Genomic DNA, 14161 nt, shown 5'->3' with positions numbered 1-14161 from the left:
CTATTGATTCGCTCGACTTGCATGTATTAGGCATGCCGCCAGCGTTCGTCCTGAGCCAGGATCAAACTCTCCATAAATCTGGTAGCTGATATGCAGCACATTGCGTCGTCAGCTTCAGTTGCTCATTCGGTCACGTACCTAAGTACGCTCCCTCATTCACGCCTTCGCTTCCTAGCACCGCACTACATCTCAGCAACCAGAGAGAAATTGATTGCTCAATTCGTACTGGCATCATTTAAGATGTCTATCAGATTGATTAAAATCTGTTTGTGTTTGTTCACCGGCAGAACCGGTTTCCCAAACGATAATTCGTTGACATTTTGCTGTTCAGTTTTCAAGGTTCATTTCGTCGTTCTCTCGAAGCGACTTGATTATCTTAACATATCTGAGAAACTCAGTCAAGTTATTTTTGAAAAACTTTTTTTCGTTCATCTCAGCGGATTTTGTAAGCTAGTTAGTTACCTCCGCGGCGACAAGATTTATAATAACATCGAATGCAATCGCACGTCAACACTTTTTCAAAAAAAGTTTCAAAACCGCTTAATGACGGGGTTGAGAGATAAAAAAACAGCCGTTGTGTACGGCTGTTAGTCGAGCACACTATACATTCGATGATAAAGAAACTCGTTTTTAGAGTCGATAGACATAACCTTAATAATGTTTTTCTCTATTAAGAATTCGATAAGCATTTCAAGATCCACTGAGTACATCCTCAGTTCGTCATGCTCATGAAGTTCCTGAATCGTCCACGTCTCTTTTTGCGACATGACTTCTAGTATATGATGCGCTCCATATTCCGTTCGATTATGAATAAAGAACTCACTCGCCAGGAACATTAGCTCCAAACGTTTTTCGATAGGCTCGTCACTCATAATAAGTTCTTCGTATAGCTTGTATATAGAAGGATCGATTTTCTTCACTTGAGACCAAACTGTTACTTCTGGAAGAATGCCTTTTTCAATTACTGACAATCTCGCTAAATGATGAAGCGATTGCACAGCATGATGATAGGCATCCATATAATGAAGCTGTTCAAAAAACGTCTTTCCTTCCATATAACGTCTAACCAGTTTTGCAAGCTCAATTCCCATCTTTAAATCTCTGCCGAAGAAAGGATGTTCTTGTAGTTCAGTTTTCAAGTCTTCTATATACTCATTACGATCGAAGAAGACTTTCCCGTAAAATAACCAATCGACAACTTTCCGTTTCGTTCCAAGTAGTAGCCATTTTTTAAGTTGATTTTCACTTATTATATGTAGCGCTGCCTTTTCATCTCCATCTGTATAGTGCTTTGTTTGAATCGGAATGGTATTCGATGAGGATATGATTAGCAGTATTTCATCAAATGTATCAGTCAGGGGGTCTCCTTCCCATCGTTTGCTAACAAGTAGCACACCGAGTGTGTCCGGAAAACTTGCCCTCTCTTGATAGATTGGTCTGAGTGTTTGTTCCATAGTAATTCCTCCCTAGATGATATATAAGTTCGCCAGACGTTCTACAAATCCTTCTTCAAGAGACTCCTATGTTGCTATACTAGAATATGTGCTATATTAAGGGAGCGAATCACAAGGAGGTAAAGCAATGAAACCTTATAAAAATAAAATCAATCGCATACGGTCATTTGCTCTTTCACTCATCTTTATCGGAGTGATTGTTATGTATATCGGTCTGTTCTTCAGAAAATACGAAATCATTATGTTGCTTTTCATGGTTCTTGGTGTGTTAGCTATACTGGCAAGTGTTGTTGTCTATGCTTGGATTGGGACACTTTCAACCCGAGCCATACAGATTATCTGTCCGAATTGCGGTAAGGAAACAAAGATGCTAGGACGCGTAGACATGTGTGGCCACTGTAGAGAGCCATTAACAATGGATCCTACACTTGAAGGAAAAGACTTTGATGAACTCTATAATAAACCAAACAAACGAAAAAGCTAAAACAAAAAACACTTGCTTCTCTTCATTGAAGAGAGAAGCAAGTGTTTTTAGTTAGCATTAGAAGCTTGTTTTTCACATGTAGGACATACTCCATAAACTTCTAAGCGGTGAGAGTTCACTTTAAAACCAGTCACATGGGAAGCCAATCGTTCCACTTCTTCTAGCCCTGGATGATGAAAATCGACAATACTTCCACATTCATCACAAATGATGTGGTAATGATCATGCGTTACAAAATCGAATCTGCTTGAAGCGTCTCCATACGTCAATTCCTTAACAAGACCGGAATTTCTGAAGACACGCAGATTATTGTAGACTGTCGCAACACTCATATTAGGAAAATCACTCTCGAGTGCTTTGTAAATTTCATCCGCCGTTGGATGGCATTCAGAAGAAATGAGGAATTCTAAAATGGCATGTCGTTGCGGAGTTATCCGAACACCACTTTCCTTTAACGTGACCAGCGCATCTTTTAGCATCGCACCAGACATAACGAACACCTCTATTCCATAAGGATTACTTCTTTATAATCATTATAATTAGTTTACTGAATTCGATGTCTGGTGTCAACCATTCTGGGCTACCAAGCATTTCATCTGGCTTTAATAACCTCTGTCTGTCTCAATTACATTTTTAAATTCTCCATTCTCAGAGACCCAAATTTGAAGATTCTCTTTAAAAATCTCAAGAGCACGCTCCACATACTTCGCTGATAACGCGGAAACGTGTGGTGACACGGTACAATTCCCCATCTCCCATAACGGACTATCTACCGGTAACGGTTCCTGTTCGAATACATCGAGCACCGCATGAGCGATTTCACCTTGTTGAAGTGCTTTAATGATTACTTGCTCTTTCACCAAGTCTCCCCGACCAAAGTTCATAAATACCGAAGTTTTTTTCATTTGCTGGAAATGTGAACTGTCCAAAATCCATCTTGTTTCTTGAGTACTAGGCAAAACGGAGATGATATAATCAGCTTCGGGTAGTCGTTCATTAATATGTGAGAACGAAATATCCTCGTCCATTCCGTCATGACTATTACCTGATCGGCTACAGCCAATCGTGTATACACCAAACGCCTGAAGCAACCGACCGATTTCTCCACCAATTGCTCCCGGGCCAAGAATAAGTGCCCTAGATCCACGCAGTTCACTAGATTTCATCTTTTCCCATACTTTTTGTTTCTGCTGTTCTTGGATTAATGGAAGTGCCCGATTGAGCGAAAGAATATGTGCAAGAACTGACTCCGCCATCGGTGTCTTGTGGATACCACTCACATTCGTTAGAAGAATTCCCCGCTCCCCTAATTTTTCAAGCGGCATTTTATCAACACCAGCGGACGCCACCATGACCCATTTCAATTCCGTCAGCTGATTCAGAACTTCTTCAGTCAAATCACTTCCGTATGTTACGAGAATTGTAACTCCCTTGCCACCGGCACCATCGATGGAATCTGAAAAGTCGAAGTGAATTTGCGGGAACTGCTTGCTCAAGCTTTGACGAAACTGTTCTTTAATAGGAAATGTTACTAATGCAATCGTCATTGCGAATCATCATTCCCTTCATTAGATACCTGCAACAAGGTTTGATAAACGGCATCGATATGACCGTCCACTTTAACCTTGCGCCATTCTTTAATAACAGTACCTGTTGGATCGATAAGGAATGTAGAACGCTCGACTCCCATATATTCTTTTCCAAATGACTTTTTCAATTTCCAAACTCCATATAGCTCGGAGACTGTCTGCTCCGTATCTGCTAAGAGCGAAAATGGAAGTCCGTGTTTTTCGATAAATTTTGTATGGGATGCTTTACCATCAGGACTCACGCCTAAAATGACTGCATCACGTGCACTAAACTCGGAATGGCTCTCTTTAAACGTTTGCGCTTCCAACGTACAACCCGGTGTTGCATCTTTAGGATAAAAGTAAAGAATCACATACTTCTTTCCTGCATAATCGGAAAGTGTAACTGGATTACCGTTTTCATTTTGCAAAGTAAAATCAGGTGCATGCAAACCTTCAAGTGTCGACATTTCTCATTCCCCCTATCAGATTCTTTCCTATTATAGTATCGGACTACTCCGTCTTTTTCAATTCCTTTGGTGTTTCGCTCATTATTAGGTAAAATAGAGAAGAAGTGATTTGAACGGAGGAATAAAAATGGAACGATCTAATTCAGAAACAATCTATGCAGAAGCGTGCGAACATATTGTTGGTGGGGTCAACAGCCCATCTCGAGGCTATAAAGCAGTAGGCGGAGGAGCACCAACTGTTATGGAACGTGCAGAAGGACCTTATTTCTGGGACGTTGATGGAAATAAGTATATTGACTACTTAGGTGCCTATGGACCGATCATTACTGGGCATGCCCATCCACATATAACAGCAGCAGTCACAAAAGCAGCTGAAAATGGCCTACTCTACGGAACACCAACTAAACATGAAGTGAAATTTGCAAAAATGATCAAAGAAGCAATCCCAGGTTTGGATAAAGTTCGATTCGTCAATTCAGGAACTGAAGCAGTAATGACAACTATCCGAGTTTCAAGAGCTTATACAGGTCGTACAAAAATCATGAAATTCGCAGGCTGCTACCACGGCCACTCTGACTTAGTCCTAGTTGCGGCTGGTTCAGGACCTGCAACACTCGGAACTCCAGACTCTGCAGGGGTACCTAAAACGATTGCAGAAGAAGTAATCACAATTCCATTCAATGATCCGGAAAGCTTTAAAAGCGCTATGGATAAATGGGGCGATGAAATCGCTTGTATCTTAGTGGAACCAATCGTAGGGAACTTCGGAATCGTTGAACCTCAAGAAGGTTTCCTTCCCCTCGTCCACGAGATTGCAAAAGAAAAAGGCGCACTCATCGTATACGATGAAGTCATCACTGCATTCCGTTTCCATTATGGATCAGCAGCTGAGCTGCTTGGACTAGAGCCAGATTTAATGGCGCTTGGAAAGATTATCGGTGGAGGTTTGCCAATCGGCGCTTACGGCGGTAAATCAGAAATCATGAATACCGTTGCACCACTCGGACCTGCATATCAGGCAGGAACTATGGCAGGTAATCCGGCGTCAATGTTGTCAGGTATCGCATGTCTGGAAGTTCTTCAAACTCCAGGTCTTTACACAGAATTGGATCGCCTTGGGGCAATGTTGGAAGAAGGAATTCTCCAATCTGCAAAGAAACACCATGTTCCGATTACTATCAACCGTAAATGTGGAGCCTTAACTGTTTTCTTTACAGAAGAGACAATCGTAAATTACGATCAAGCAGAGGCAACAGATGGCGAACGATTCGGCAAATTCTTCAAACTCTTGTTGAAGAATGGCGTCAACTTAGCTCCTTCTAAATACGAAGCTTGGTTCATTACGTCTGCTCATACAGAAAAAGATATTCAAGATACATTAATTGCTGTAGATATGGCGTTTGCTGAATTACTTTAATAGAGGATTGTTGACCCACGCCGGAATTTATTGTAAAGTAGCGCAAAAGAGACCGTTAAAGAGAGGAATACATTCATGAAACTTGGTGCCCGAAGTTTGAAAACGGGTATTGCGATTGTCTTCGCCTTGTTCGTTGCACAATTGCTCAACTTGCCCAGTCCTGTGTTTGCAGGGATTGCTGCGATATTCGCGATACAGCCGACCATTTACAGGTCATATTTACAAGTTATTGAACGAATTCAAGGTAACTTGATCGGTGCCACTATCGGGGTTGTCTTCATTCTAATCTTCGGACATCAGCTGGTCATCATCGGACTTGCAGCTGTGATTGTTATATTAGTCATGCTTAAACTAGGTCTGGAAAAATCGATTGGCCTTGCACTCGTCACCACGGTTGCTGTCATGGAAATCCAGGGAGATGACTATCTCTTACTCGCGTCACTTCGAGTTTTAACGATTCTAATCGGAGTCCTAGCAGCATTTTTAGTAAATCTCATATTCATGCCGCCAAAGTACGAAGTAAAGCTATTCCAATCAATTCACCAAGTTCAAGACGAAATCATTCGTTGGATCCGGCTGACCGGTCGACAAGCATCTGACTTTATCGCAACGAAAAACGTAATTGTAAACTCAAGAGAACAACTGACGAATATCGATCAGCTATACTCGTTGTATAAAGAAGAACGGTACTATTTGAAGAAGAACCAATATGCAAAAGCACGTAAGCTCGTTATTTATCGTCAAATGATTGTTGCTTCGAACGCAAGTTTACAAGTTCTGAAAAAACTTCATTTGTACGAAAGTGAGCTGGCAGTATTACCTGACCACTTTAAGATGATGGTGCAAGAACGTTTGGATGCCATCCTTACGTATCATGAGCAACTGCACCTGAAATTTGTCGGTAAGTTAAAATCAGATCAGTTAAGTACTGGACTTCATGATGAGTATATCCAGAGACACGAAGTAATGGAAATCTTTGTGAAAGAGATTGTTCTTACTAAAGAAGAAGATGAAGAGTTCTCCACTTACTACTTACTTCACATACTCTCATCTATTCTTAACTATGAAGAACAACTCGAGCATTTGGATAGTCTTGTTGTTACGTATCAGCGCAGATATGACAGTGAAGCGAATACTAAATTTGAAGATGAAATCTATTAAAAAACCTAGAGGCTACGTGAGCCTCTAGGTTTTTAGCTTTTCATTTTCGGATCGAGTGCATCTCGCAATCCGTCTCCCATTAAGTTAAATCCTAAAACCGTCAACATAATGGCAAGTCCAGGGAAAATCATCGTCCATGGAGCAGACTGTAAGTAATCCTTAGAATCCGCTAGCATCTTCCCCCACTCTGGTTGAGGGGCTTGAGCTCCTAAACCAAGGAAGCCAAGAGCAGCCGCTTCAAGAATTGCTGTCGCAATAGCAAGGGTTCCTTGTACAATAACTGGTGCCATCGAATTCGGTAAAATGTGTGAAAACAAAATCCGAGCATCCTTCATCCCAATCGCTTTCGCAGACGTGATGTACTCATCTTCCTTAATACTGAGCACTTTCGAACGGATCAGCCTACCGAAGTTCGGTACGTTGATGGTCGCGATAGCAATGAGTGCATTTTGTAAACTTGGTCCGAGTACAGCAACAATCGCGATGGCGAGCAAGATGGACGGAAACGCAAGCATGATGTCGAAGATACGAGAAATGATGACATCCACCCAGCGTCCATAATATCCCGCAATAATTCCTAGAATACTCCCCACCACTACGGAACCGATTACGGAGAAGAATCCGACGGCTAACGAAATGCGAGCGCCATGGATAATTCTTGAAAGGATATCCCGTCCGAAATCATCCGTCCCAAACCAATACTCAGCAGAAGGGGGATGGAGCCGGTCCGCCATATTCTGATCGTTAATGCCTTGAGGAGTGATCCACGGTGCCAAAATGGCAAGAATAACAAAAAGTAAGACGACTGCCATTCCCACCACTGCCACTTTACTCTTTCTAAAGCCAAGCCAGGCATCGCGCCATGGTCCGGACTCTTTCTCAATTTGCGCTTCTGCAATCCCATCTATCTTTGGTGTCAGTTCAGACATGGTACCAACCTCCTTCCTCAGTCATATTTTATCCTCGGATCGATCACACCATAGAGTAAGTCAACGATGAGGTTGATCATCACGAAGAAGAATGCGACGATCAGAATGCCGGACTGGATGACGGGGTAATCTCTATAATTAATGGCGTCATAGATATAGCGTCCGATTCCTGGCCAAGCAAAAATCGTTTCTGTAAGAATAGCGCCACCAAGAAGCATCCCCATTTGTAGTCCTACAATCGTCAAAACTGGAATAATTGCATTTTTCAAAGCGTGCTTATAGACAACCCAAAACATCTTCTGCCCCTTCGCACGTGCTGTCCGGATATAATCTGAACGCATTACTTCGAGCATACTGGATCGCGTCATTCGTGCAATGATCGCCATCGGAATCGTTGCAAGTGCGAGCCCTGGGAGGATTAAATGCTTAAACACTTCCCATACCTGATCGAATCTACCATTCAACATGGCGTCTATCATATACAAATTCGTTATTGCTGAAACAGGATCCCGAACTTGCTCACGTCCCGTTGTCGGTAGCCATTGAAGTTCGATGGCAAATGCCCATTGTCCGAGTAGACCAAGCCAGAAGATAGGCATCGATACACCGACAAGAGCTAAAATCATTGCCGTATAGTCGAACCACGAATTTTGGAACCAAGCTGATATGATTCCTGCGTTGATGCCAATAACAACTGCGATAATCATCGCAAATAAGGCAAGTTCAAGTGTCGCTGCAAGATACGGCCAGATTTCATCTGCAACTGGCAGTCTTGTTCTCATCGATTCTCCTAAGTCCCCAGTGAATAGACCTTTTAGATAACTGAAAAATTGAATGTACCACGGCTGATCGAGACCTAATTTCGCATTGAGTGCAGCAACCGCCTCAGGTGTTGCTTGTTGACCTAATATGACTTGAGCTGGATTTCCAGGAATCGCACGGATCATCATAAAGACAACAAACGTCATTCCTAACAGCACGGGGATAAGTTGAAATAGTCTTTTTCCTATGTAACTGAGCATTCGGTTCACCTCTCATCGCTCTTTTTTCCTTTAGCGCAGAACAGTCCTTTTTAAAACATGAAAGGGGGATATGGCTTAGCGCCTTCCCCCTTCACACATTCATGTGGAACACAGGATTACTTAAAATCTACATTTGAAAGCAAGTCAGATCCTGTTGGATGTGGTACAAATCCAGTGAGATCCGCTGCTCCACCAAGTAGTGGAGTCGAGTGAGCAAGTGGTACCCATGGAGCTTCTTCATGAAGGATTTCTTGTGCTTTCATGTAAAGCTCATTACGCTTATCTTCATCAACTTCAGTTTGAGCTTCAAGGAACAATTTGTGAGTTTCATCATTTTTGTAATACGTGTAGTTGTTGCTTGCGATATTGTCTTCATCCAATAGAACGTATAGGAAGTTATCAGCGTCGCCGTTATCTCCTGTCCATCCAAGCATGAAGGCATCCGCTTCACCTTTACTTGCTTTGTCTAGATATGTTGCCCACTCATAAGAAACGATTTTTGCTTTGATGCCTACATCCGCCAAGTTGCTCTGGATTACTTCTGCAACCTTCGTGCCATCAGGCATATATGGACGTGGAACCGGCATTGCCCATAGTTCCATTTCAAATCCATCTTCAAGTCCGGCTGCTTTCAATAATTCTTTTGCCTTTTCAGGATCATATGCATATTCTTCAATTTCGTCATTGTACCCAGAGATCGATGAAGGCATTGGGTTTTTCGCAATTTCTGCACGACCTTCAAAGAACGAATCAATGATTGTTTGCTTATCGATTGCATAGTTCATCGCCTGACGTACTTCCTTCTTGTCGAACGGAGGGCGTGTTACTGTTAACCCTAGGTAGCCAACGTTCATAGAAGGACGCTCGAACAACTGAAGTTTAGAATCTCCTTCGATTTTCGCACCATCCGCAGGGTTGATGCCATCAGCCAAATCGATTTCACCTGCTGTCAATGCGTTCAAACGTGCTGCGTTATCCGGAATTGAACGGAATACGACTTTATCAAGCTTAGGAAGTCCTTCTTGCCAGTAATCCGCGTTCTTTTCAATCGTAATTGAATCGTTCGCTTTCCATTCTACAAACTTGAATGGACCTGTTCCTACTGGATTACGCTCGTATTCGTCGTCCCCTTTTGCAAATGCTTCAGGACTTGAAATCGCAAACATGCTCATTGCTATGTTTTTCAAGAATGGTGCTTGTGGACGCTTAAGTGTGATAGCGACTGTGTTTTCGTCTTCAGCCGTAACAGATTCGATCACAGCAGCTTCGTCTCCGTCAAACCCACCGAACATTGAACTATAGTATGGAAACTTTTCAGCGTCTCCTGATGCCCAACGTGCGAAGTTCGCTACAACTGCATCTGCGTTAAAGTCTGTTCCATCGTGGAACTTAACGCCTTCTTCTAACTTGAATGTATACGTCAATCCGTCTTCAGATGTGCTCCACTCTTTTGCAAGGCCCGGTTGAATCGTCGTATCTGACTCACCGAAGTTCACAAGTGTTTCGAATAGATTGACAGTGACTTTAAATGTTTCTCCTTCAGTAACACGTGACGGATCGAGAGAAGTTGAATCCCCTCCGCGTCCGAATACTAACGTCTTTTCCTTCCCGCTAGCCTTCTCACCATCTTTTTCTGCGCCCTGATCTTTGTCGTCACTTCCACAAGCAGCAAGTGCCGTTGAAAGAACGAGAAGCATGACAAGCGCAAGTGACCATAATTTCCCTTTTCTCATAAGGACCCCTCCATCTCTTTTTCTTTCATTTCTATGTCATTGCCGGCTTGTTCACTATAGAGGTGACAAGCGACAGATTGACCATTCTCATGTTCCATCAATTGGGGTGAGACTTTCGTACAAATATCCATTTTAAATGGACAGCGTGTATGGAACGTACATCCTGATGGCGGGTTTGCTGGGCTCGGAATGTCACCATCGATCATCACTTGCTCTTTCACATAGTCGGGATCTGGGACAGGTACGGCTGAAAGTAACGCTTTTGTATATGGATGAAGTGGTGTTGCATACAGCTGTTCACTTGGAGCAAGTTCCACCATCTTCCCTAAATACATCACCCCGACTCGATCGCTAATGTGACGGACTACACCAAGATCGTGGGCGATGAAAATGTAGGTCAAGTCAAACTCTTTTTGAAGATCTTGCATTAAATTCAACACCTGAGCTTGAATCGACACATCAAGCGCAGATACAGGTTCATCCGCAATAATCAGTTTAGGATTGGTCATCAGTGCACGCGCAATCCCAATCCGTTGTCTCTGACCACCACTAAATTGGTGAGGATAACGCTTTGCATGAAAAGCACTTAAACCGACAATTTCTAAGAACTTAATAACTGATTTTTTCCGTTCTTTCGCATCTGAAATGCCATGTACGAGAAGTGGTTCTTCAAGAATCTTTCCAATCGTATGCCGTGGATTCAGTGAAGCATAAGGATCTTGGAACACCATTTGAATATCCCGTCGCATCTTTCTCATTTCAGACGATGACAAAGAAGTCAATTCTTTCCCATCGAACTCAACGGTTCCTTCAGTCGGTTCTAATAGTCTCATGAGAACCCGGCCTGTTGTCGATTTTCCACAACCACTTTCCCCAACTATCCCAAGCGTTTCGCCTTTATTTACATAGAACGATATGTCATCTACTGCTTTTACATGTCCTACCGTTCTTCCTAACAGCCCCTTCTTAATAGGGAAATACTTTTTAAGACCTTCAACTTTCAACAAAGGCTTTTGGTCCATCTTGCGTCACTCCTTCCTCACTATATAAGAAGCATCTCGTCTGATGACCCGTTTCTGTTTGAATCAGTGCAGGATCTTCTGCTAAACACCGGTCAAATGCAAATTCACATCGAGCCGCGAACTTACAGCCTTTTTTAATGGTACCCGGCTTTGGTACGTTACCTGGAATCGAGTAGAGTCGATCTTTTTTATAACGCATATCCGGTACCGATTGAATAAGTCCTTTTGTGTAAGGATGTTGAGGATCTTGGAATATCTTTTTGACTGAAGCCTCTTCAATTACCTGACCCGCATACATGACAATGACTCGTTCGCATGTTTCAGCTACGACGCCTAAGTCATGAGTGATCAGCATAATCGCTGTGTCGAGTCGGGTGTTCAGTTCTTTCATCAACTTCAAGATCTGAGCTTGAATCGTTACGTCCAGCGCGGTAGTCGGCTCATCTGCAATGAGGACCTTCGGATCACAAACGAGTGCCATTGCGATCATTACTCGCTGTCGCATTCCACCTGATAACTGATGAGGATATTCGTCAATCAGTTCATCAGCACGAGGCAAACCGACTAGCTTCAACATTTCAACCGCTCGGGCACGAGCACGCTTTTTGGACCATTTCTTTTCGTGAATCAAAATCGCTTCAGACATCTGGTTTCCAATTGTGAAAAGAGGATTCAACGAAGTCATCGGTTCTTGGAAAATCATCGCGATGTCATTCCCGCGTATGTATCGCATTTCTCTCTCGCTTTTCTTCAGCAAGTCATTACCCTGAAATAGTATTTCGCCACCCGTAATTTTCCCCGGGGGTTTTGGCACTAGACCCATCACTGATAGCGAGGTCACGCTTTTCCCACAACCTGATTCCCCCACTATCCCGAGCACTTCCCCTTCTCTCACAAAGAAATCGACGTGGTCGACTGCCGGGATTGCTCCTGAGTCAGTAAAAAAAGTGGTCTGCAAGTCTTTAACTTCTAAGACCTTTTTTCGTTCGCTCATGGTACCGCCCTCTCCCAATACTATTTTTCTAAAAATAACTTCTATTCAGTATTATACGTTTTTTAATATGTAAATCAAGACAATTTTCAATACAATCAAAAAAAGCAGACAATTAAGAGTTACCCTCTAATTGTCTGCTTGTGTTTATATTGTTTGAACTTGAAACAAATCATAGTAGATTCCTTGCTGTTCGATGAGCTGGGCATGAGTACCTAGTTCTTTTAACTCGCCATGGTCAATGACTAAAATCTTGTCTGCATGCGTAATCGTAGATAATCTATGCGCAACAATCACGGTCGTCCGGTCGTGAGCAAGTCGACTCAACGATTCTTGAATTAAAGCTTCACTTTCCAGGTCCAGCGCTGAAGTGGCTTCATCCAATATGAGCATTGGTGGGTTTTTCAAAAACACACGCGCAATCGAAAGACGCTGTTTTTGCCCCCCTGAGAGTTTAACGCCCCGTTCGCCCACTTTCGTATCGTACCCATCTGGCAACTCCATAATGAAGTCGTGTGCATTTGCAGCTTTTGCAGCGGACACGATCTCTTCTTCAGACGCATCCGGTTTACCCATCAGGATATTGCTGCGTACGGAGTCACTGAACAGGATGCTATCTTGTAACACCATACCGATTTGGTCCCGCAACGTTTTCGTTTGGATATCCCGTATGTCATGTCCGTCAATTCGGATTGCACCACCGGTTACATCATAAAAACGTGGAATCAGACTGACAATGGTAGACTTTCCGCCACCGCTCATACCAACGAGTGCAACAGTTTCTCCTGGTTTTACAGTGAAATTCATATCTTTCAGGACGGGAAATCCTTCTTTCTCGTAGGCGAATTCCACATGATCGAAACTAATTTCACCTTGAATTGCTGGCAATGCTCGTGCATCTTTTTTATCCGTCACTTCATAAGGTTCTTCCATCAATTCAAATACACGGTCCATTGACGCAAACGACTGTGTCAAAGAAGTTGACGCGTTGACGAGTCTGCGTAATGGACTGTATAGACGTTCAATGTATGCAATAAATGCAACCATCGTTCCGACAGACAGTGAACCATTGATAACTTGATATCCCGCATATGTAATGACCAACAACGGGGCGACGTCTGTAATGGTGTTAACGACGGCAAATGCCTTCGCATTCCATTTTGTATGTTCAATTGCTTTGTCGAGAAACTTCCCATTTGTCTCATCAAAACGATCCTGTTCAATTTCCTCCAGTGAAAAACTTTTAATGACACTTACCCCTGCGACCCGTTCATGCAAATAACTTTGGACGTTAGCAAGTGCCTGCGAACGTTCGCCCGTAAGCTTGCGCAGTTTACCGAAGAAGTGTTTCACGCTGAACGCATAAAATGGGAATGCAAGTAACGTTACGAGTGTTAATGGCACGTCCATCGTGAGCATAATCGCAATAGCAATCAGAATTGTCGCCAAGTCCAACCAAACGTTCATTAACCCAATCATGACGAAGTTTTTCGTTTGTTCAACGTCATTGATAATCCTAGAGATCACTTCACCTGCACGCGTTTCCGCATAAAAACGCATGCTTAATTTTTGCAAATGTCCATACAGATTTTGACGGATATCATACAGGATTTTGTTACTCACTAACTGTGCGTAATATTGGCGGTAATATTCAACGGGTGGTCGTATAATGAAAAACACAAGCGCCGTTCCGCCAAGCCAATAGAAAAGTTGTGTAGTTTTTTCATCTGCTGTCATCGTTTGTGAACCAATGACGTCATCGATTACAATTTTAATGAGAAAAGGGATAAATAGTGGAATTGCAAACTTGATGATTCCGATGATAACAGTTAATACAATCTGCCAGGTGTATGGTTTTACGAATTTCAAATAACGCTTAGTACTTTCTCCCATTGTACATCTCCTATCTA

Annotated in this window: 13 protein-coding genes and 1 rRNA gene; 3 read left to right on the top strand and 11 right to left on the bottom strand. The window is 42.7% G+C overall.

Going from position 1 to position 14161, the window contains the following annotated elements:
• A 16S ribosomal RNA gene (locus ACR65F_RS07455) occupies positions 1–77 on the bottom strand; the annotation flags it as partial.
• A 510-nt stretch (positions 78–587) separates the two neighbouring features.
• On the bottom strand, positions 588–1454 hold the full coding sequence (locus ACR65F_RS07450) for a nucleotidyltransferase-like protein (RefSeq protein WP_039042827.1): 867 nt from the start codon (positions 1452–1454) through the stop codon (positions 588–590).
• Positions 1455–1581: 127 nt separating this feature from the next.
• Here ACR65F_RS07450 and ACR65F_RS07445 point away from each other — a divergent pair, with 127 nt between their 5' ends.
• Entirely contained in the window at positions 1582–1938 is a 357-nt protein-coding gene (locus ACR65F_RS07445; RefSeq protein ID WP_039042826.1) for a YgzB family protein, read from the top strand.
• Positions 1939–1985: 47 nt separating this feature from the next.
• Here ACR65F_RS07445 and perR read toward each other — a convergent pair whose 3' ends face one another.
• The 3 genes from perR to bcp all read right to left on the bottom strand — a co-directional run bounded on the left by perR (position 1986) and on the right by bcp (position 3976).
• A complete protein-coding gene (gene perR, locus ACR65F_RS07440) occupies positions 1986–2429 on the bottom strand; it encodes a peroxide-responsive transcriptional repressor PerR (protein WP_025782768.1) in 444 nt (147 codons plus the stop codon).
• Between the two features lie 111 nt (positions 2430–2540).
• A complete protein-coding gene (locus tag ACR65F_RS07435) occupies positions 2541–3485 on the bottom strand; it encodes a D-2-hydroxyacid dehydrogenase (protein ID WP_440503864.1) in 945 nt (314 codons plus the stop codon).
• The gene (gene bcp, locus ACR65F_RS07430) at positions 3482–3976 is read right to left on the bottom strand and encodes a thioredoxin-dependent thiol peroxidase (RefSeq protein WP_440503863.1); all 495 of its coding nucleotides are present in this window, start codon (positions 3974–3976) and stop codon (positions 3482–3484) included. The genes ACR65F_RS07435 and bcp overlap by 4 nt, the downstream gene beginning before the upstream one ends.
• A gap of 127 nt (positions 3977–4103) precedes the next feature.
• Between bcp and ACR65F_RS07425 the strand changes: the two genes are divergently transcribed.
• Both ACR65F_RS07425 and ACR65F_RS07420 read left to right on the top strand, forming a co-directional pair.
• The gene (locus tag ACR65F_RS07425) at positions 4104–5393 is read left to right on the top strand and encodes a glutamate-1-semialdehyde 2,1-aminomutase (RefSeq protein WP_039042823.1); all 1290 of its coding nucleotides are present in this window, start codon (positions 4104–4106) and stop codon (positions 5391–5393) included.
• A gap of 75 nt (positions 5394–5468) precedes the next feature.
• Positions 5469–6554, top strand: a complete 1086-nt coding sequence (locus ACR65F_RS07420; RefSeq protein WP_039042822.1) for an FUSC family protein — start codon at positions 5469–5471, stop codon at positions 6552–6554.
• A gap of 32 nt (positions 6555–6586) precedes the next feature.
• Here ACR65F_RS07420 and nikC read toward each other — a convergent pair whose 3' ends face one another.
• From nikC to ACR65F_RS07390, 6 genes are all read right to left on the bottom strand, one after another.
• Positions 6587–7483, bottom strand: a complete 897-nt coding sequence (gene nikC, locus ACR65F_RS07415; RefSeq protein WP_039042821.1) for a nickel transporter permease — start codon at positions 7481–7483, stop codon at positions 6587–6589.
• 17 nt (positions 7484–7500) lie between these two features.
• Positions 7501–8505: an ABC transporter permease gene (locus ACR65F_RS07410; protein ID WP_039042820.1), complete on the bottom strand. Its 1005-nt coding sequence runs from the start codon at positions 8503–8505 to the stop codon at positions 7501–7503.
• A 116-nt stretch (positions 8506–8621) separates the two neighbouring features.
• Positions 8622–10238: an ABC transporter substrate-binding protein gene (locus tag ACR65F_RS07405; RefSeq protein WP_440503862.1), complete on the bottom strand. Its 1617-nt coding sequence runs from the start codon at positions 10236–10238 to the stop codon at positions 8622–8624.
• Entirely contained in the window at positions 10235–11260 is a 1026-nt protein-coding gene (locus ACR65F_RS07400; RefSeq protein WP_039042818.1) for an ABC transporter ATP-binding protein, read from the bottom strand. The genes ACR65F_RS07405 and ACR65F_RS07400 overlap by 4 nt, the downstream gene beginning before the upstream one ends.
• Positions 11232–12254 carry an ABC transporter ATP-binding protein gene (locus ACR65F_RS07395; protein WP_440503861.1) on the bottom strand — a complete coding sequence of 341 codons (1023 nt, stop codon included), beginning with the start codon at positions 12252–12254 and terminating at the stop codon, positions 11232–11234. Before ACR65F_RS07395 ends, ACR65F_RS07400 begins: the two co-directional genes overlap by 29 nt.
• 144 nt (positions 12255–12398) lie before the next feature.
• Positions 12399–14144: an ABC transporter ATP-binding protein gene (locus ACR65F_RS07390; protein ID WP_039042816.1), complete on the bottom strand. Its 1746-nt coding sequence runs from the start codon at positions 14142–14144 to the stop codon at positions 12399–12401.
• Positions 14145–14161 lie beyond the last annotated feature (17 nt).

The organism is Sporosarcina sp. SAFN-010 (assembly GCF_059415065.1).
Note: the sequence above shows the minus strand (reverse complement) of the source record. Positions and strands in the feature narration are given on the sequence as shown.